14 protein-coding genes are annotated in these 17,591 nt (G+C 42.9%); 5 read left to right on the top strand and 9 right to left on the bottom strand.

The window, feature by feature from the left end; genetic code table 11:
• Positions 1–189: 189 nt before the first annotated feature.
• Both aqpZ and RMY64_RS24950 read right to left on the bottom strand, forming a co-directional pair.
• Positions 190–942, bottom strand: coding sequence for an aquaporin Z (aqpZ, locus tag RMY64_RS24955; RefSeq protein WP_322684987.1), 753 nt, complete (start codon positions 940–942; stop codon positions 190–192).
• Positions 943–2,005: 1,063 nt separating this feature from the next.
• The gene (locus RMY64_RS24950) at positions 2,006–3,094 is read right to left on the bottom strand and encodes a RuBisCO accumulation factor 1 (protein WP_322701410.1); all 1,089 of its coding nucleotides are present in this window, start codon (positions 3,092–3,094) and stop codon (positions 2,006–2,008) included.
• Positions 3,095–3,399: 305 nt separating this feature from the next.
• Here RMY64_RS24950 and RMY64_RS24945 point away from each other — a divergent pair, with 305 nt between their 5' ends.
• From RMY64_RS24945 to RMY64_RS24935, 3 genes are all read left to right on the top strand, one after another.
• Entirely contained in the window at positions 3,400–4,344 is a 945-nt protein-coding gene (locus tag RMY64_RS24945; RefSeq protein WP_322672886.1) for a response regulator, read from the top strand.
• An 82-nt stretch (positions 4,345–4,426) separates the two neighbouring features.
• The gene (gene ubiE / locus RMY64_RS24940; RefSeq protein WP_322672887.1) at positions 4,427–5,131 is read left to right on the top strand and encodes a bifunctional demethylmenaquinone methyltransferase/2-methoxy-6-polyprenyl-1,4-benzoquinol methylase UbiE; all 705 of its coding nucleotides are present in this window, start codon (positions 4,427–4,429) and stop codon (positions 5,129–5,131) included.
• Positions 5,132–5,276: 145 nt separating this feature from the next.
• Positions 5,277–6,512: a DUF445 domain-containing protein gene (locus RMY64_RS24935; protein ID WP_322672888.1), complete on the top strand. Its 1,236-nt coding sequence runs from the start codon at positions 5,277–5,279 to the stop codon at positions 6,510–6,512.
• Positions 6,513–6,586: 74 nt separating this feature from the next.
• Here the strand turns inward: RMY64_RS24935 and RMY64_RS24930 are convergent, their stop codons facing one another.
• From RMY64_RS24930 to topA, 7 genes are all read right to left on the bottom strand, one after another.
• Positions 6,587–7,162, bottom strand: a complete 576-nt coding sequence (locus tag RMY64_RS24930; protein WP_322684985.1) for a Uma2 family endonuclease — start codon at positions 7,160–7,162, stop codon at positions 6,587–6,589.
• Between the two features lie 168 nt (positions 7,163–7,330).
• Positions 7,331–7,837 (bottom strand): cytochrome P450, encoded by a 507-nt coding sequence (locus RMY64_RS24925; protein ID WP_322701421.1) that lies wholly within the window; start codon positions 7,835–7,837, stop codon positions 7,331–7,333.
• 233 nt (positions 7,838–8,070) lie between these two features.
• Positions 8,071–10,764, bottom strand: coding sequence for an HD family phosphohydrolase (locus tag RMY64_RS24920; protein WP_322684982.1), 2,694 nt, complete (start codon positions 10,762–10,764; stop codon positions 8,071–8,073).
• Positions 10,765–10,990: 226 nt separating this feature from the next.
• Entirely contained in the window at positions 10,991–11,932 is a 942-nt protein-coding gene (locus tag RMY64_RS24915) for an ADP-ribosylglycohydrolase family protein (RefSeq protein ID WP_322672892.1), read from the bottom strand.
• A gap of 79 nt (positions 11,933–12,011) precedes the next feature.
• On the bottom strand, positions 12,012–12,476 hold the full coding sequence (gene aroQ, locus RMY64_RS24910) for a type II 3-dehydroquinate dehydratase (RefSeq protein ID WP_322701409.1): 465 nt from the start codon (positions 12,474–12,476) through the stop codon (positions 12,012–12,014).
• 7 nt (positions 12,477–12,483) lie between these two features.
• Positions 12,484–12,624 (bottom strand): hypothetical protein, encoded by a 141-nt coding sequence (locus RMY64_RS24905; RefSeq protein WP_012410890.1) that lies wholly within the window; start codon positions 12,622–12,624, stop codon positions 12,484–12,486.
• A 414-nt stretch (positions 12,625–13,038) separates the two neighbouring features.
• Positions 13,039–15,690: a type I DNA topoisomerase gene (topA, locus tag RMY64_RS24900; protein ID WP_322687928.1), complete on the bottom strand. Its 2,652-nt coding sequence runs from the start codon at positions 15,688–15,690 to the stop codon at positions 13,039–13,041.
• A 517-nt stretch (positions 15,691–16,207) separates the two neighbouring features.
• On the opposite strand from topA, the gene RMY64_RS24895 reads away from it, so the two are divergent.
• Both RMY64_RS24895 and RMY64_RS24890 read left to right on the top strand, forming a co-directional pair.
• Positions 16,208–16,501 carry a hypothetical protein gene (locus RMY64_RS24895; protein ID WP_322672895.1) on the top strand — a complete coding sequence of 98 codons (294 nt, stop codon included), beginning with the start codon at positions 16,208–16,210 and terminating at the stop codon, positions 16,499–16,501.
• The gene (locus RMY64_RS24890) at positions 16,488–17,537 is read left to right on the top strand and encodes a DUF6745 domain-containing protein (RefSeq protein ID WP_322701408.1); all 1,050 of its coding nucleotides are present in this window, start codon (positions 16,488–16,490) and stop codon (positions 17,535–17,537) included. The genes RMY64_RS24895 and RMY64_RS24890 overlap by 14 nt, the downstream gene beginning before the upstream one ends.
• Positions 17,538–17,591: the final 54 nt, after the last annotated feature.

Raw genomic sequence — 17,591 nt, 5'->3', positions numbered from 1 at the left:
GTGATTCTTAATCTCAAATTACTAACAAAATACTCCACCGTTCTTGTTTTAACTGTTCTAGTAAACGATCTGGATCAAATGCGTGTATATATACTTAAATATTATGTCAACCCCCTGACTAAACATATAACACTTAGTTAATTTGTTTAGTTAGGGGATTGTTAAGAAAGTTAAACTAGTTCTTTGAGTTTACCGTTCTTCCACAGTTGATTCACTAAAGATAGCTACGTACAACCATCCTGCTAAAATAGCTCCCAAGATAGGAGCTATCCAGAACAGCCAGATTTGCGAAAAGAGTTCTACACCTGCAAATAGAGCAACTCCAGTACTACGGGCAGGATTAACCGAAGTATTGGTTACAGGAATACTAATCAGGTGAATTAAAGTGAGTCCAAAACCAATTGCCAGTGGTGCAAATCCTTTAGGAGCACGGCTATCAGTCACACCCAGAATAATCAGCAGAAACATGAAAGTCATCACAACTTCAGTAATCAGGCAAGCAAACAGCGTGTAACCACCTGGAGAATGAGTACCATAGCCGTTGGTAGCCAGTGGGTTGAAGCCAGTCAGCGTAAATCCAGTTTTGCCGCTAGCAATCAGGTAAATAATCCCCCCAGCAACAATTGCGCCGATCACTTGAGAGAGGATGTAAGGTAGTAAGTCAGACCCCGGAAAGCGCTTACCTGCCCATAGTCCAAACGAAACAGCTGGGTTGAAATGACCACCAGAAATATGACCAAAAGCATAAGCCCCTGTGAGGACAGTAAGCCCAAATGCCAGGGATACACCTACTAATCCAATACCCAATGGAAAAGAAGTATTCTCGCTGATTTTTGCAGCATCTTCTGTGTAGGCGGCGGCTAGAACAGCACTACCACAGCCACCTAAAACAAGCCAGAATGTGCCGATAAATTCGGCCAAACAACGTTTCGTAAGAGACATTTTCAGAAAACTCCTTGTTCAGCTACAAACGAGTAATAGCTATGTTGAATAATGCTTGAGTCATTCCTGTCAACAGGAAATCCATTCCGTTTGTTTGGTTATGAAACTAAATCGAAAAAATAGTAATTTTTTTTCCTCAATAATTGTGGTCATAAAATATGAAGATACTGGAAAAGCTAAAATCCCAAAATAATGCTTAATAAATTAAGCATTTTGCTCTCATAATATAAAACTCATATTTGATTTTTTAAATATCCGTAGGGGAGCCAGTGCGTTGCGGTGAATCCAGCGCTGTAGGCGGGTTTCCCGCCGTCTTACTTTTCACGTTATGTGGAAAAGCCACGAAAAACCTAACCCCCTAACCCCCTTCCCGACACGGGAAGGGGGAAAATTCAAAGTCTCTCTCCTTTTAGGAGAGAGATTTAGAGAGAGGTTTTCCAGATACCGTGAAAAGTCAGTTCCCGCCGTAGGCGACTAGTGTTAGCGTAGCGGTAGCGACTGTGCGTAGCGTTACCAGAAGGGAGGTTCCCGACGCTCGTAAGCGTTGCGTTACGTTATGCGATAACACAATGCCAGTCCGCTCAAGTCGAGCCAGCCGCTTGCGGGGGTTTCCCCCGTTGTGCGGACTGGCGTAGGAAACCCGCCCACAGAAATGGCTACCCTACATTACTTAAATTTTTTCAAAAATCAAATCGTATTGGTATATATCTGTTGAGATTCTTGATCCAGTGCGTTCTATTAAAAGTTATTACGAAATTCAAATAATTTTTGTGCTTTATACACTTTCAGCTTAAAAAATTTGGGTTTTTCCTGTTACAGTCGTTACTTTGTGACTGTTCAGGGGATGTCATCATCACTCAAGATATAGAATTACACAAGTCAGCGAAAAATCAAGGGTTTAGGCAAAGCATTGCCAAGCCAGTGCCAAGTTCATGTTAAGAGAGTTAAAGCAGATGGGGCATTGACTAAACAAAAAATTGAACCAATGCCGCCATTTGCTATCCGCTGTTTGGACAGTCAAAACAAGTTCACATCACGCAGTTAGTTCTGTCTAAAATTAAATTTATTCGTCAATCTGCCAGGAATCCTTAGTTAATTCTTCATCCAGAATTTTCTTAGGACGCACAATGATAATAATTTGTCCTAGTAGAGGAATTTCTGGCTCATTTTCAAACCACTGAAAATCTAATTCACCACCATTTTCAACGACAAAGTAGCTAGAGACATCCCATTCTCGTTGGGCACGATCTACCACAACTACGACTGGCCCTGTTTGGGTTTGGGTTTGGATGGGGAAGCGATCGCTATTCGCTAAAATCACCACTGGATCTTCTGCCGCCAATAGTACTTGCCAACCTGGTAAGGGAACCCAAGCTTGCTCTCCAGAAAACTTTACCATCCGAAAAGGTTCAATTTCTGTCAGTATGGGCACAGCTTGCAAATCTTGGCGTGATAATGGCAACTCTCCTACTACAGGCAAGATTCGGGGTAACTGTTCTTCAAATTCCAGGCGGTAAAACGGTAAAATTGGCGCTGGACGCTGGGGAACGGTAGTAAAATCAGTCAGTAGTTGTTCGATTTTTTGCCTTGCACCTGGCGTGTGAGCAAAACGCAAACCTTTGGCAATTAGGCGCGATCGCTGTTGTAAATCTGCATTTTGGCGTGCCAGTTTCCAAACTTGGTGAGCAACCGCATCTCCAGGATGAGCAGAAAACCCTTCTGGCAAAGTGCGGAAGTAGGAGAACTCTTTAATTGCTTTTGCTATATCCCGTGCCTCATCAGCATCAACATTATGGACAAAAATCAGTTCGGCAGCAGCGGCGCGTTCTTCTTGAGTAAGTAAACGTAACTCGTATAAAACATCGCTGCCACGTGTAGTATAGTGCGATCGCGTTTCTTGCGATACTCCAAACTTTTCCAAAGAATTGTAAACTTGAGAACCAACAACCACCTGGTTTTGTTGAATCGGCTCAAATCCAGTCGCCTCAAAAATTTCTTGGGGGTTGTAACCGATTTTTAGCAACGAGGCGATCGCGGCTCCCCATTCCACCCAGTTGCCTTGTTTTTGCCTCAGCTTTCGGAGTAACTCTTGTGCTACATCGTTTGTAGCATTATCTTCGGGATTCTGAGTGTTGGGTGGTAAATCAGTCATAATCGGAGTGCAAGCTTCAACTTGAGAGGTTAATTAACACCTCATGAGCAAGTATTATTCTAATCTATACCCAGACCTACACCTCATCCACGATCAAAACTGCCATAGTTTTGCTGATTTAGTTAGTTTTTCTAGTGGAACATTTTTTCAGATATTTGGGCAGATAAATTTCCTCTGTAGCGTTCACTATTAGCGTTCTCAAATATGCAAAATAACTCCGTATAAACCCTTGGCGATTTTCGGCTATTCTCAACTAAACTTGGTATGGAATATAACAAGAGAGTGAATATTTAAAGGAAAATCTTATGGATAAACCCAATCTCGAAATTGATAAAGTCCAATCTCAAGTTATGACTCTCGAACGACCAAAAAAGCTGAAAATACTGGTAGTTGACGATGAGCCAGATAATCTCGATTTACTTTATCGCACATTTCGACGTGACTTTAATGTTCTGAAAGCTGATAGTGGGGTGAACGCTCTACAAGTTTTGGCAGCAGAAGGGGAGGTAGCAGTGATTATCTCCGATCAACGGATGCCAGAAATGAAAGGGACTGAATTTCTCAGCAAAACTGTACCTCAGTTTCCCGATACAGTAAGAATAATTCTCACTGGATTTACTGATATAGAAGACTTGGTAGAAGCAATTAATGCCGGACAAGTTTACAAATATATCACCAAGCCTTGGGACCCAGGGGAACTGAAGGCAGTGGTGCAAAGAGCAGCCGAAACCTACGACTTGCTCAAGCAACGTACAGAAGAATTACGCCGCGCTCATGCTCAAATGGCGTTGCTGAGTGTTTTGGTACAGGTAACTCAAGCCGCTTCTAGCTTAGAAGAAACTCTCGCTCCCATTGCTAGGGCTGTGAGTGAAACTTTTGGGGCAGACGGCTGTATTTTACAACTTACAGATGGAAATACTCTAATTGCAACTCAAGGAACTTACAGCTATACAGGTACAATAGAAAATTGGCTATCCCTTGACCCACTAACCAGGGAAGCGATCGCCACGGGACAAATGCAAGTTTCCTTAAATGTACTTAAAGACACTAAATTAGTTGATGCGATTCACTACCAAAATACCGGCGTGCAAGCACACTTAGTCATCCCAATTAGCTACCGCAATCAACTTTTAGGTGTATTGTCGCTACAGTGGAAACAACCTTGCACTTTGCGAGAAGATGAATTAGTGCTAATTAATTTATCAGCGCAACTGGTGGCGATCGCTCTGACTAGTAGTCACTCTCATTAAGGTATTGTGTAGTTGTCATTAGTCATTTGTCCTTTATCCTTGGCAAGTGACGAATGACTAGTGACCAATGACTTATTGACCAATGACTAACGAAATTCAGTCCATTTTTAACCGTATTGCTCCAGTTTATGACCAGTTGAACGATTGGTTGAGTCTGGGACAGCATCGAATCTGGAAGGAAATGGCAGTAAAATGGAGTGCAGCTAAACCAGGAGATACTGCATTAGATTTGTGTTGCGGTAGTGGTGATTTAGCTTTACGTTTGGCACGGCGTATCGGAGCAACAGGACAGGTGTATGGAGTGGATTTTTCCCCAAACCTGCTAGAAAAGGCTAAAGAACGCTCACATTCGCAGTACCCGCAACCTGCTATCAGCTGGGTAGAAGCTGATGTCCTCAATTTACCCTTTGACGACAACCAATTTGATGCCGCAACAATGGGCTATGGTTTAAGAAATGTTAAAGATATTCCCCGCAGTCTCCAAGAGTTATACCGGGTTTTGAAGCCGGGAGCTAAAGCCGCAATTTTAGACTTTCATCGACCGAGTAATCCTCAGCTACGCGCCTTTCAACAGTGGTATCTAGACGGTTTTGTGGTACCAGTTGCCAATTATTTAGGCTTAAAAGAAGAATATGCTTACATCAGTCCCAGCTTAGATCGCTTTCCCATCGGTAAAGAGCAAATAGAGTTAGCTCATCAAGTTGGTTTTGCAGTTGCCACACACTACCCCATTGCGAACGGTATGATGGGAGTGCTAGTGCTTAGTAAGTTAGGAGTTATTAGTTAAAAGTTATGAATTATGAGTAGTGATAAATTCTCATTGAAAATTTATCATTCCTAACTCTTAACTCTTGTACAGACGCGATTAATCGCGTCTCTACTGTTAACTCCTAACTCCTAACTTTAAATTCCTAACTTTTTTAATTCTTCCCTTGGACTGGTCTCATCTTTGGCTTTATGTGTCTCCCCCGGTACTGGGTGGAATTATTGGCTATTTCACAAATGATATAGCCATCAAAATGTTGTTCCGTCCTTACCGAGCAATTTATATCGGTGGACGAAGAGTACCCTTCACCCCTGGATTGATTCCCCGCAACCAGGAACGTCTGGCTTTGAATATTTCTAAGACAATCATGGGGTCACTTTTGACACCGCAAGAATTGCAAAATTTGGCGCGGCGTTTGTTGCAAACAGAACGCGTGCAATCAGCAATTCTTTGGTTGTTGCGGTTAGCAATTGAACAAATCAAAACAGATAAAAACGAGAAAAGTGCCAAAATTGTAGCGGGAATTTTGCGGGATTTACTAGGGGAATCTTTGCCACGATTACTTAAGGTTTTAGCGCGGCGTGAAGATTTTTTAGAAGCGCAGATCAATCAAATTTTTGACCAGATATTGCTAGAATTTCAACTGAGTGAAGAACAAGCTACACGGCTTGCTGATTGGTTGTTGCAAGTAGTTTTACCGCCGGATCTTTTACGCCAAACGATAGTTGATTTTTTGACAGATCGCACGATTCAAATTATCGATGAAGGCTTCCGCGAAAAAACCAGTGGAACTTATTGGGTAGTAGCAAATTTGTTTGGCTTACGTAATACTCTTACACGGTTACGAACTTTTTGTTTGGATGAAAAAGAGGTTGCTAATACTCGCTTGCAGGAATTGACTCAAGATTTGCAAATGCGCGATCGCATTCGGAAATTACTGCAAAATTTATCATTACAAAATTTGCCAATGGGTACGGTTCGTCAACTCCGAAAAACCACCCGCGAAAGTGTCCGCCATTACCTGCAAAATAGTGGCAGCGATTTTTTACAAGGATTAACTGATTCTGTTGATTGGGAAAATATTGCTGTAGTCTTGCTGAATCGTGTTAGTACTTCACCAGTTGTCAGTACTTCTTTAGAAGTCATGAGTCAAGAATTAGCTCTAATTTTAGAGAAGTATTTGGAAAAAGATTTAGAAGCAATTGTGTCGCAAGCAATTCCGATTTTGTCAATAGATCAAGTGATAGTCGATCGTGTCAAATCAACTTCACCTGCTGATTTAGAAGCTGCAATTGAGGGAATTGTCAAAAATGAATTGCAGGCGATTGTAACTTTAGGTGGTGTTTTAGGTTTTGTTGTTGGGTTATTCCAAACAGCGTTTTTAGTTTTAAGTCAATATTAATTTGTCTGTAAATTTGTATTACATTAGAGTTGCAAGTTCTGCCGATTTTGAAATGAGTGAAATTGAGCGATTGCTTAACTCAAAATCTGCGTCAAATCCAGCACAAATCCAGGCAATACATCCTCTCCTGATAAGCTAGTAGGCGATTGCAAAACCTCAATATCCTGTCCTGGACGGTAAATTTCTACCTGTTGGTTTTGCGAATCGATCAGCCATCCTAAACGCACACCGTTGTCAATGTATTCCTGCATTTTTTCTTGCACTGTCTTTAAGCTGTCTGAAGCAGAGCGTAATTCTACCGCCAAATCTGGAGCGAGTGGTAGGAATTTGTCGGGGTCTGGATTCAGGGCTTCTAATCGCTCTCGGCTGACCCAAGATGCATCTGGAGAGCGATTTGCACCATTGGGGAGTTTAAAACCCGTTGAAGAGTCAAAAGTTAAACCTGTGCCATCAGCGTCAGCCCAATTACCTAAGCGCTGTGTCAATCTACTATTTCGATTTCCACTTTCCCATCCAGTTGGTGGCATGATAATTAATTCTCCCTCTGCTGTGCGCTCAAGTCGCAAATCTCGATTATTCTGACACAGTTGGAAGAACTGCTCATCTGTTAGTTCAATGGTGGGGCTAAGGTTCAGAATCAGGGCAGTCATAATTGCCTCTTAATCTTGCTAACTGTAGCGTAGCACTTGGTTGACATACTAGGTTATCTATTTATCGAGATGAGGTTTTAGCTCAGTATATAAATTGGAATAAATTTTATAAAAGAGTAAAATCAATTTTTATCAATCACCGCAAGGTGTGCAGATAGTTCATCTTCTTCATGGTTCGGTGTACAGTTCTGGTAAACGGTGAGTCAGCATCGGTGAGATGGTCACAAACCAACCAGCAGGGATGCAATAACCTGCATACTCAATATCTTTAAGGACGCCACGATTATAGGCATACACTGGCGGATACAGCCTTTCTGCTTCTTTGAGGACGTTGGTTAAATCTGGAAGTTGTTTGAGATGGGACAGGTTAAGGGGATTATTTCCCACAACTGCTAATTGTTCTTTACGCAGTTGCTCTCGCCATTCTGGATGATTACCTAATTCAAAAATTACCCAACTCAGCAAAGAGGCTGTCGTCTCATGTCCAGCAAATAGTAATAATAGTGCCTCGTTGATTATCTGTGCTTCGCTCAACTTATTGCCGTCTTCATCAACAGCTACTAGCAGCAATCCTAAAACATCTTTTGATTCTTCTAAGTTACCTTGCTCGATACGCTGTGCGATTTCTTGACGCAAGAAAGCTACTAACTTACCCCTAGCATGAACTAATACTATCGAGCATTTGATCGGCTAACTTCGGCTACTCCATAGACAAGTTATACAGTTAACTTGAGAACACCAAATTTCGAGTTCAGCACACCAAACTCCGAGTTGAGAACACCAAACTTCGAGTTCGGAACACCAAATTCTGAGTTCAGCACACCAAACTACTAGCTCAAAACACAAAACTTCAAGAACAGAACATCAAAAATACAAGCTAAATCAACGAAACCTTTGCTATATCCGAATTATGAATTCCGCGCAGCGCTACTAGTCTTCAACTTAGGATAAGCAATGCGTTTGTGATGAAATTGCTGCCAAACATCCACAAATATCTGGGCAATTTGTGACATCTCTTCCCGTTTTAGTCCTGAATCTACGAGTTGATTGTCTTGCCACTTGGCACGCAGGATATTATTGAGCATTGCTAAAGCTTGTTCTGTGGAGACATCTTTAACCGATCGCTTTTCTCCCCCAGATTTAGCCGATGCTTGCAGCGATCGCAGCGCTGCTTCGCAAGAATCTGCTAACATGACAATTCCGGTTTCCCGTGATTGGGGAATTGGGCCATCGTAACGAAAGTCTGCGTCGTCTACAGTTAAACTTGGATCTGACTGAGCCATTTGCTGGGCTTGGTGATGGAAATAAGCAATCAGCATCGTTCCCTGATGCTCTGGAATAAAAGCTTGAATCGCCGTAGGTAAAAGGTGTTTACGCGCCATTACCAACCCTTCACTTACGTGCTTTTTGATAATTTCTGCACTCTTCCAAGGATCTTTAATCTCTGTATCGTGTTTATTCGGCCCCCCCATTTGATTTTCAATAAAGCCAAGAGGGTCGTGCATTTTGCCAATATCGTGATATAATGTACCAGCCCTGACTAGTTCAACATTGCATCCTAATTCTTTTGCAGCAGCTTCAGCAAGGGTAGCTACAAGCAGCGTATGTTGAAAAGTTCCCGGAGTTTCAGTAGCAAGTCGTTTTAATAAAGGGCGGTTAGGGTTCGCCAGTTCTGCTAGGCGAATTGGGGTAACTAAATCAAAAACTTTTTCTAGATAAGGACTCAAACCCAAGGCGATAACACTCCAGCCTAAGCCGGATAAAGCAAATAATCCCGCTTCTTGGAAGACAATATACCAAGTTGAACCAAATATTTGACCAATTAAGATTTTAACAAACAGGTAAATGCCACCTTGAGTTAAGGCGATCGCAACGCCTAATAATGCCAATTCTTCACGCGATCGCAATCGGTGGGCAATATAACTACCTAATATTCCTCCTCCGACACCAGCTAAAAGCGCAGCCTTGCTCATATCCAAACTAATGCCTAATATCGGCCACAGCAGGCCGACAACTGTCAACCCCAAGGTGGGGCCGTAAAAGCTTCCTAACAATAAACCAAGGGCGCTCCAGGTGGTATAGGGCAATCCGATGACGATTACTCCTGGCACACTTAGAGTTAGCAATAATACTAATAGGCGATCGCGTTGTCGCAATTCGTAATCAATATGGCGTTCTACCCAGACAAAAATACCAATAGCGATCGCAATAATGCCTCCTAACTTCACCAACTCCTGCCACTTTACCTCCCGGCGAATCAGGCGATAATGCTCCAGCACCTCAAAGTCCCATGCAGTAATCTGCGCTCCTCTTTTGACAATCACCTCACCATGCCGTACCTTCACCATCACAGGTGGCACAACAGCCGCAGCCTTTTGAGCATTTTGTCTAGTTTGTTCTTCATCTTTTTGCAGATTCGGCTTGAGTACAGCTAACAACAGATTCTTTGCCAAAGTTTCAGCAGATTCTGGTACAAAGGTCTGTAATTGTAAACTCACCGCATCCTGTAAGATATTTTTTGGTAGTCCCTGTGGAATCCCTTGGGTGAGAATCCGTTCTGTACTCTGATGGATTCCCCATTGTGTTTTTTCCCATTCCACATCTGACAAATCTAAAAGTAGAGATTCCTCGTATACTGCTTCTGCACCAACAGTCTCTAACTGTAGAAGTTTGGCAGTGGCTTGGGTATATCTTTGGCGTGTTTGAGAAATTTTGCCAATTAGTAAAGACAAGTTTTTCTCAGAAGTTGTGAGACGGTAAGATTCTAGTTCTGCTACTCCTTGAGTAAAATCAGTGTTTTGAGAAAAATCTACTGGCTCTGTCTTTTTTGAACTCTGGGAATCAGATTTGGATGTGATGCGCGGCTGGCGTTTCTGATTGGATGAAGCGGTAGTTTGTCCGATTCCCTTCTTCTGCTGATTGTTACTATTTTCTACAGCCGATAGCAGTGCTTGCCATTCCAAGTCAGGACAAGAGCGGAGGTAACGTTGGCTAGAAATGGATAAAACTACAGGATCGAAAAAAGGAAAAGCTCCAGCAACAGCGCGAATTTCGTTGCCATCATCTAGAAGTTGTTGCAAATTTTCGTTAATTTTTTCGTTGATTCGCGCATCAAGCATCAACACCTGTAAGGAGCTTGTGCTGACGGCTTTGCGCTCGGCTTCAGTTTTTTTCCGATCTTCGATGCTAGCTGTGTAAGGCGCTGTAATCGTTTGGGGCGCGGGATGTCCTACTTGGAGTTGAGTCTGATTGTATAATTTATGACCAATAATCCCTGTAAGGGACACTACAGCGATCGCCAAAATCACCGAGTAACGCTGTTTATATGCCCAATCTAAACCGACTGTACAAATACTACTCTTAATCTTGACAGATTTTGCCTTTGACCTTAGCGCTCTTTCTTGTTTTCGGCGTTCGCTTTTCTCATTGGTTTTTGATAAAAATAGGAATACATTCTTGAGCATAGTCCTTAGAAGTTCCCTTCTATGGGTTTTACCTTTGGGACTTCTTATTAACTTTCCTTTACGGCGTAGTGTTTTGTACTGTCGCCGCCAGTGAGTCAATTGCTGGTTCAAGAACTGCAAAAATTGATGCATTTTCATTATCTCTACCTGCAATTGCCGACTTTGATAGCTCAAAAAAGACAATCATCAGGAAAGTTCGATCTGCGGCTGCAACTTGGTAGCGGGGGCTTTTTTATTGCTGATTTACCACAATAGCTAGCTACAAAATCAGTCCGAGGGTTTACTGAAAAATTCTAGTATATGAGATTAATACACGGTGGCGGAAGTTTACCTACTTTTAACCCCTTATCTGGTTAATTTAAGATTAACGCGACCGAATAACGCGAGGAGCTGCGTAAACTGAAAGCAAAGCCACCTCACATCCCTCCTCTGTTAACTCTTTTGGGTTTAAGGTAAGATTATACACTCCTGACCACACCCCCACAAATGCATCGGTCAATTCTAACACTTGGGAAAAGCTAGTTAATCCCCATACTGGAGAATTCCTCTGCAAGAGCAATTGCCAATTTACGGGAATTCCACCTATCCCGTTATATGCTCCCGACAAAGCACCAGTAATTGCACCTGTAGCCTGTGAATTTAGAAGCGTAGCACCTTGCAGTTGATAATTGTGATTGTGAGTAGCCTGTAAAACTGTTAGGCGAAAGTCTTCTAAGGTACTCAAAAAGCAGTAAAATGCCATAGCAATACTGTTACTGAGTTTTTCTTCCTTAGCAAACTCGGCTTGGGCTGTTGATAATCCAGCCCCTTGCTCTAATAAAGTCTGGACTCTTAATAATTTTTTTGGTATTGATGTCGGTGTTTCTCCGATAAAAGAAATTGTTTGTGGGATAAGAGTTAGAGGGTCAAGTTTTTCAGTTAGGGCAAGAGCGATCGCATATCCTACTGCTAGTGTTCCATCCCTGATTACTGGGTCATCCTCCCAGATTTTCAGCACACGCAGCAAGTTTTGTCGGAGCTTAATCGGATTTTCGTGAAAAAAAAGTGCTACTGGTAATGTGGCAATAATTATTTTTATCGAGATGTCATCAGTTGGGACTAAATGAGGAGATTCTTCTTGCTGACGCTCTATCCAATCATCTAAATCTAATCTACCCAAGGCAATCAAACTCTGGATACCCAGAATTGCTACTCTGCCTAAATCTGGGTAACTCTCAAACTGTACTTTACCACTAGGAGCTAAACTTCCTCCCAGGAATGCCCCAAGTAAAGTTCCTTTAAACCGACTTATAGGAGAGTAACGCATAAATTATGTAGTTAAAAGTGAGGAGTTAATGAAATATTACTAATTCCTAACTTTACTACCAACTCCTAACTCCTAACTCCTAACTCCTAACTCTTAAATGTTCTATCAAAGCTTGTAAGCCCAATAAGTAACTTTGAACGCCAAAACCACTTATTTGCCCGATCGCAACTGGAGCGATATAAGAATGATGGCGAAATTCTTCCCGACGGTAAATGTTACTCAGATGTACTTCCACTGTGGGCAAGTTAACAGCAGCGATCGCATCTCGCAAGGCCACACTTGTATGGGTGTATGCTCCTGCATTAATCAGAATTCCCTGATGTTGCCCTAACGCGCCATGAATACTATCTACCAAAATTCCTTCATGATTTGACTGCAAAGGAAAAACTTTCGCCTGTAATTTGAATGCTTCTTCTTCTAACAGGCGGTTAATTTCATCTAGTGTCAGCGAACCATAAATTCCTGGTTCTCGCTGTCCTAGCAAATTTAAGTTTGGCCCGTGCAGTGCCAGAATACTTAAGGGTTGTGACGCCGACTTTACCACTGTGGGGTTAGTGGCGACGGCGCGAGCGATCGTTCACAGGAATCGGAATCAGTTCCGGTTCCGGTTCAGCCTCTGGCCCTAATAGGCTTTCAATTAACCTACGAGCTAATTCCTTAAGCTTTTCCAGCACCTTTTCTATATAGTCCATGAACCGATCGCTCCTGAGATACTACCTCAATTTTTGATTAACAGGTACGCAGAAAAAAACATACTTTCGCACCTCTGGCTTCCAATCGGGCTGATACACAATCTTGCATTTGGGCCCGCATTTGGGACATAAGCCACTTCTAAAATTTAGCGTTGTGTTTTCCCTTACTTTTTAGAGTATCACACTTGAACCTAATGAACTGTATCCTATCAAGGATGGATATCAAGGGTCAAGAGTTAAAAATCGGACTTTAGATAGACTATTGAGTAGGAATTTTAGATTTTAGATTTTGGATTAAGAGAATTTTGAGATTCATGCCTTGCCCGTTATGGGCGAAATAAATCTCAAAGACACGCCTTTGTCGCTAACGCTACGCTAGCGTAAATCTAAAATCCAAAATTGTTTGACTTACCACTAGTTTTCTGTACCCTTTTTCTTTGCAGCGGTTGTTGATGATTTCGCAGTTGACTTAGATTTGGAAGTCGTTGATTTACTCGTTTTGCGAGTCGATTTTCCGGTCGATGTCTTAGCTGCCAACAAGTTCAGCGCCGCCGCCAGGGTTACATCTTCTACCGTTTGACCTTCTGGGATACTGACATTAGTTTTGCCATGCTTGATGTAAGGGCCATAGGGACCATCGTAGATGTTAATTGTTTCTCCATCTTCTGGATGCGTACCTAATTCGCGTAAGGCTGCCTTTGACTTGCTGTTGGTGGAACTGCGCCCCTTTTTGGGTTCGGATAATAGTTCTAATGCACGTTCTAGGTTAATTGTCAATACGTTATCAGCAGCTTTCAGGGAGCGGTAGTCTTTCCCCTCCTTACCCTGGTCATGAACCACATAAGGGCCAAAGCGTCCCAAACTTGCTTGAATTTTGCCGCCAGTAACTGGATGAACTCCTAATGTCCGAGGTAGTGCCAATAGACCAACAGCCATTTCCAGGGTAACGGTTTCTGGGGTAACACCTTTGGGTAGGGAGGCTTGTTTCGGTTTGGGGTTTTCGTCGGTTTTGTCACCCAATTGCACATAAGGCCCGTAAGCACCAATTTTCACATAAATCGGTTCGCCAGTTTCGGGATGGCGACCTACCTGGTCAGGGCCTGTGATTTTTTGCCGCAGCAATACTTCTACCTGTTTGGGGTCGAGGTCGGCTGGTGTCAAGTCTTTGGGAATTGAGGCGGTGATCACCCCCTCACCGTTTTCGACTTCAATGTAGGGGCCATATTTTCCAATGCGGACTTTGGCATCTAAATTTTCAAGTTCTACAGTCCTAGCTTTGGTGGCATCAATCTGACTTTCCTGCTCTTTTACCAGCGTTTCCAGTCCTTTGTCTCCCAGATAGAATTGCTGCAAGTAGGGTAGCCATTTCGCTTCACCTGTGGCAATGTCATCTAGGGTTTGCTCCATCTTCGAGGTAAAACTGGGATCGACAACGTCCGGGAAATGTTTTTCCAGCAAGTCGGTGACGGCAAAAGCGGTGAAGGTAGGAATAAGAGCGTTACTCACTAAATGGGCATAACCTTTGTCGATGATGGTGCCAATGATGCTGGCGTAAGTACTGGGACGACCGATACCTTCGCTTTCTAAGGTTTTCACTAAAGTTGCTTCGGTGTATCTAGCTGGCGGTTGGGTTTCGTGTCCAACGGCTTCCAGTTCTGTACAATCGGGGCGATCGCCCACTTTCAGATTTGGTAAAATTACTTCCTGGTCTTCCAGTGCTGCTTCTGGGTCGTCTGAACCTTCAACGTAGGCACGTAAGTATCCGGGAAATTCAATCCGTTTGCCAGAAGAACGGAATCCAGCATCCTCGACTTGCAATTGCACGGTAATTTGAGTTTGCCGGGAATCAGCCATTTGACAAGCAACAGTCCGCTTCCAAATCAAATCGTAAACGGCAAGTTCTCGACCGCCCAAACCAGTTTCTTGGGGGGTGCGGAAGGTGCTACCCGCTGGACGAATTGCTTCGTGCGCCTCTTGTGCGCCTTTGGATTTGGTGGTGTATTGCCGGGGTTGGGGACTGAGGTATTGTTGACCGTAGAGCTTTTCTACACAACTGCGAGCAGCTGCGATCGCTTGATCTGACAAATGCACCGAATCTGTCCGCATATAGGTAATATACCCTTGCTCGTACAAATTCTGAGCAACCCGCATCGTGTCACGAGCCGAGAGACGCAGTTTCCGGTTAGATTCTTGTTGCAGTGTCGAGGTGGTGAACGGTGGCGACGGTTTGCGCGTCACTGGGCGTTCTTCGATGTCGTTAACATTCCAGGTTTTCCCAGTTAGGCGTTCCTTGAGGGCTACCGCTTGTTCAACGTTTAGCAACAAGACATTACGACCTGCGGTAATTTGTCCGGTTGCGGCATCAAAATCGCTGCCGTTAGCAATTTTGGTTCCTCCCAGTGTTACCAACTGGGCAGCAAAGGGGGTTTTTTCCTTTGACAAACTAGCTTTCAAATCCCAGTATGTACCCTCATGGAAAGCGCGGCGTTGGCGTTCCCTAGTAACTAAAAGCCTCACAGCTACAGATTGTACCCGCCCAGCAGATAATCCCCAGGCGATTTTTTTCCATAGCAGGGGAGACAGGGTATAGCCGACAAGCCGATCTAAAATCCGCCGCGTTTCTTGGGCGCGAACCAACTGCTCATCGATATTGCGGCAATCTTTCAGAGCTTTTTTGATCGCCTCTTGGGTAATTTCGTGAAACACCATCCGCTTAGTCGGAACTTTCGGCTTCAGTAGTTGGTATAAATGCCAACTAATGCTTTCACCTTCCCGGTCTTCGTCTGTTGCCAGAATCAGTTCATCTACATCTTTAAGGGCATCTTTGAGCTGGGTAACAATTTTCTTTTTGTCTTTCGGGACAACATATACCGGTTCAAAGTCGGCGTCCACATTTACCCCTAGCTGTGCCCATGATTCCCCTTTGACGGCAGCGGGAATTTCACTAGCCGACTGGGGTAGGTCACGCACATGACCCATAGAGGCCTCCACCCGATAGCCTGCTGGCAGGTAGTTGCGAATGGTACGAGCTTTGGTTGGAGATTCGACGATGACGAGAGTTGACATGGAAATTTCAATAAAAAGAAGAGCTACTAAGCTAAACAGTCAAATTGAGGTAACTTTTACAAATTGTCAAGATAAATGGTCACGCTTAGGGCGGTGATTTAATCCTCACATAAACTGCCTGCTTGGGAGAAAATCCGCTGAACTTAATGCCCAGTCTGTCCCAGAGGATAAATGAGGATACGCTGGGTGTGAATTTCCAGCTATTTCAATCTTTAACTTATCTAACGCATAATTGGCGACTACAGTTTTCAAAATATTCTTTAATTGGGAAATTGGGCATCGGGCATGGGGCATTGGGCATGGAAGATGAGAAAGCAAGGAACAGGGAGACAGGGAGACAAGGTGACTTGAGTGAGTGCTTATAACAAGTCTTTCTCCTTATCCTTCCTCTTCACAATGCCCAATGACCCATGCCCCATGCCCAATGCCCCACTTTAATAAAGCTTGTGCCAAAATTAAACCAAACTTGAGAGGAAAAGCGAAGTAGCATTTATACCTATATCAGGAAAGCAAAACTATGCAACCAATTCGTCAGGGTGATGTTATCTTACTACCTGTGCAGCAGGTTGAAGGACAAAAAATACCTCACTTAACTTTGGCAGAAGGCGAAGTTACGGGGCATAAGCATCGCATTACTGAGGGAAACGCCGAATTATACGAGAAAGATAGCACACTTTATTTACGTGTGTTTTCAGAGTCGGCATTGCTTGCCCATGAGGAGCATAAAGCTATTTCTATTCCCCAAGGTGATTGGATAGTGAAAATTCAACGGGAATACGAGCCTGAAGGTTGGCGATATGTCGCTGATTGAAAAGTTAACGCCTGAGCAAGAGGCTTTGATTCCAGTTTATCGGGAGAAGTGGAGAGCGATCGCGTTTTCAACTGAGCGGATTGATCGTGAAAAAGCGGCCAAGGTGGTAAAAGCTGCTTATGTATTTGTGGGATTATCTAAGCCTGAGATTTTATTTTTTGATAGTCCCTATGCTGCTTGGGCTGCTATTAATGGTGGCTTGAAGAGCAAATTGGAATATAAGTTATATCAAGGATTATGGAAGTTAATTTTTGGTTTGCGTGAGATATATCAACAGCTACATATAGAAATTATTAATAAATTAAGTGCAGAATTTTCTAGCGATGCTTATATTTTATTAAGGCAAGATTTATTGTATTTAGGTATACCTTTAATAAATGAATTAGATGATACAGAGCAAGATGTAGCATCATTAGTAGATTGCTGTATTTCCCCTACAAAAATTCTTCTTAATGGAATTGATAAGGATTTTTGTATTTCAGTGTTAAATTGTACTCATAACTCAAGAAAATGGAATTTATTTCAGGCGATAATTAAGGATTGTGGTTGGATTTTTACATTTGAAAAAATTTGTATAGTATGCGATCGCCCCCTTCACCTGCGCTTTGACAATCAAAATCGCCTCCACGCGGAAGGCGAACCCGCAATAGAGTATGCCGATGGATTTAGCCTTTACTTCTATCACGATGTAACCTTACCTGAAAAATATGGTAAGATCCACCCTGAACAATGGCAATCTCAATGGCTTTTATCAGAGGAAAACGCAGAGCTACGGCGAGTACTAATTCAGGGTATCGGTTACGCTAGAATTTGCGAAGAATTGCAAGCTATTGAATTAGATAATTGGCATGAATATACACTATTAGGAATTGATAACAATGTGGATATCGAGCCGATTTATTTATTAAAAATGACTTGCCCTAGTACAGGGTTTATTCACGCCTTGCGAGTTCCACCAAATATGAACTCAGCGCGTGAAGCAATTAGCTGGGTAAATTGGGGCGTAGATCCAGAAGAATTTGGTGTGCAAACATAATTGCCTAAAGGACTTTCCCCATTTAGAAATTGTTCAAATAGGTAATGACAAGCC

Source organism: Nostoc sp. DedQUE08, assembly GCF_034530895.1.
Classification (GTDB): domain Bacteria; phylum Cyanobacteriota; class Cyanobacteriia; order Cyanobacteriales; family Nostocaceae; genus Nostoc.
Note: the sequence above shows the minus strand (reverse complement) of the source record. Positions and strands in the feature narration are given on the sequence as shown.

Coding starts and splice junctions, on each gene's coding strand:
- aqpZ (WP_322684987.1), bottom strand. CDS start 942: ATGTCTCTTACGAAACGTTGTTTGGCCGAATTTATCGGCACATTCTGG.
- RMY64_RS24950 (WP_322701410.1), bottom strand. CDS start 3,094: ATGACTGATTTACCACCCAACACTCAGAATCCCGAAGATAATGCTACA.
- RMY64_RS24945 (WP_322672886.1), top strand. CDS start 3,400: ATGGATAAACCCAATCTCGAAATTGATAAAGTCCAATCTCAAGTTATG.
- ubiE (WP_322672887.1), top strand. CDS start 4,427: ATGACTAACGAAATTCAGTCCATTTTTAACCGTATTGCTCCAGTTTAT.
- RMY64_RS24930 (WP_322684985.1), bottom strand. CDS start 7,162: ATGACTGCCCTGATTCTGAACCTTAGCCCCACCATTGAACTAACAGAT.
- RMY64_RS24920 (WP_322684982.1), bottom strand. CDS start 10,764: ATGAAAATGCATCAATTTTTGCAGTTCTTGAACCAGCAATTGACTCAC.
- RMY64_RS24915 (WP_322672892.1), bottom strand. CDS start 11,932: ATGCGTTACTCTCCTATAAGTCGGTTTAAAGGAACTTTACTTGGGGCA.
- RMY64_RS24905 (WP_012410890.1), bottom strand. CDS start 12,624: ATGGACTATATAGAAAAGGTGCTGGAAAAGCTTAAGGAATTAGCTCGT.
- topA (WP_322687928.1), bottom strand. CDS start 15,690: ATGTCAACTCTCGTCATCGTCGAATCTCCAACCAAAGCTCGTACCATT.
- RMY64_RS24895 (WP_322672895.1), top strand. CDS start 16,208: ATGCAACCAATTCGTCAGGGTGATGTTATCTTACTACCTGTGCAGCAG.
- RMY64_RS24890 (WP_322701408.1), top strand. CDS start 16,488: ATGTCGCTGATTGAAAAGTTAACGCCTGAGCAAGAGGCTTTGATTCCA.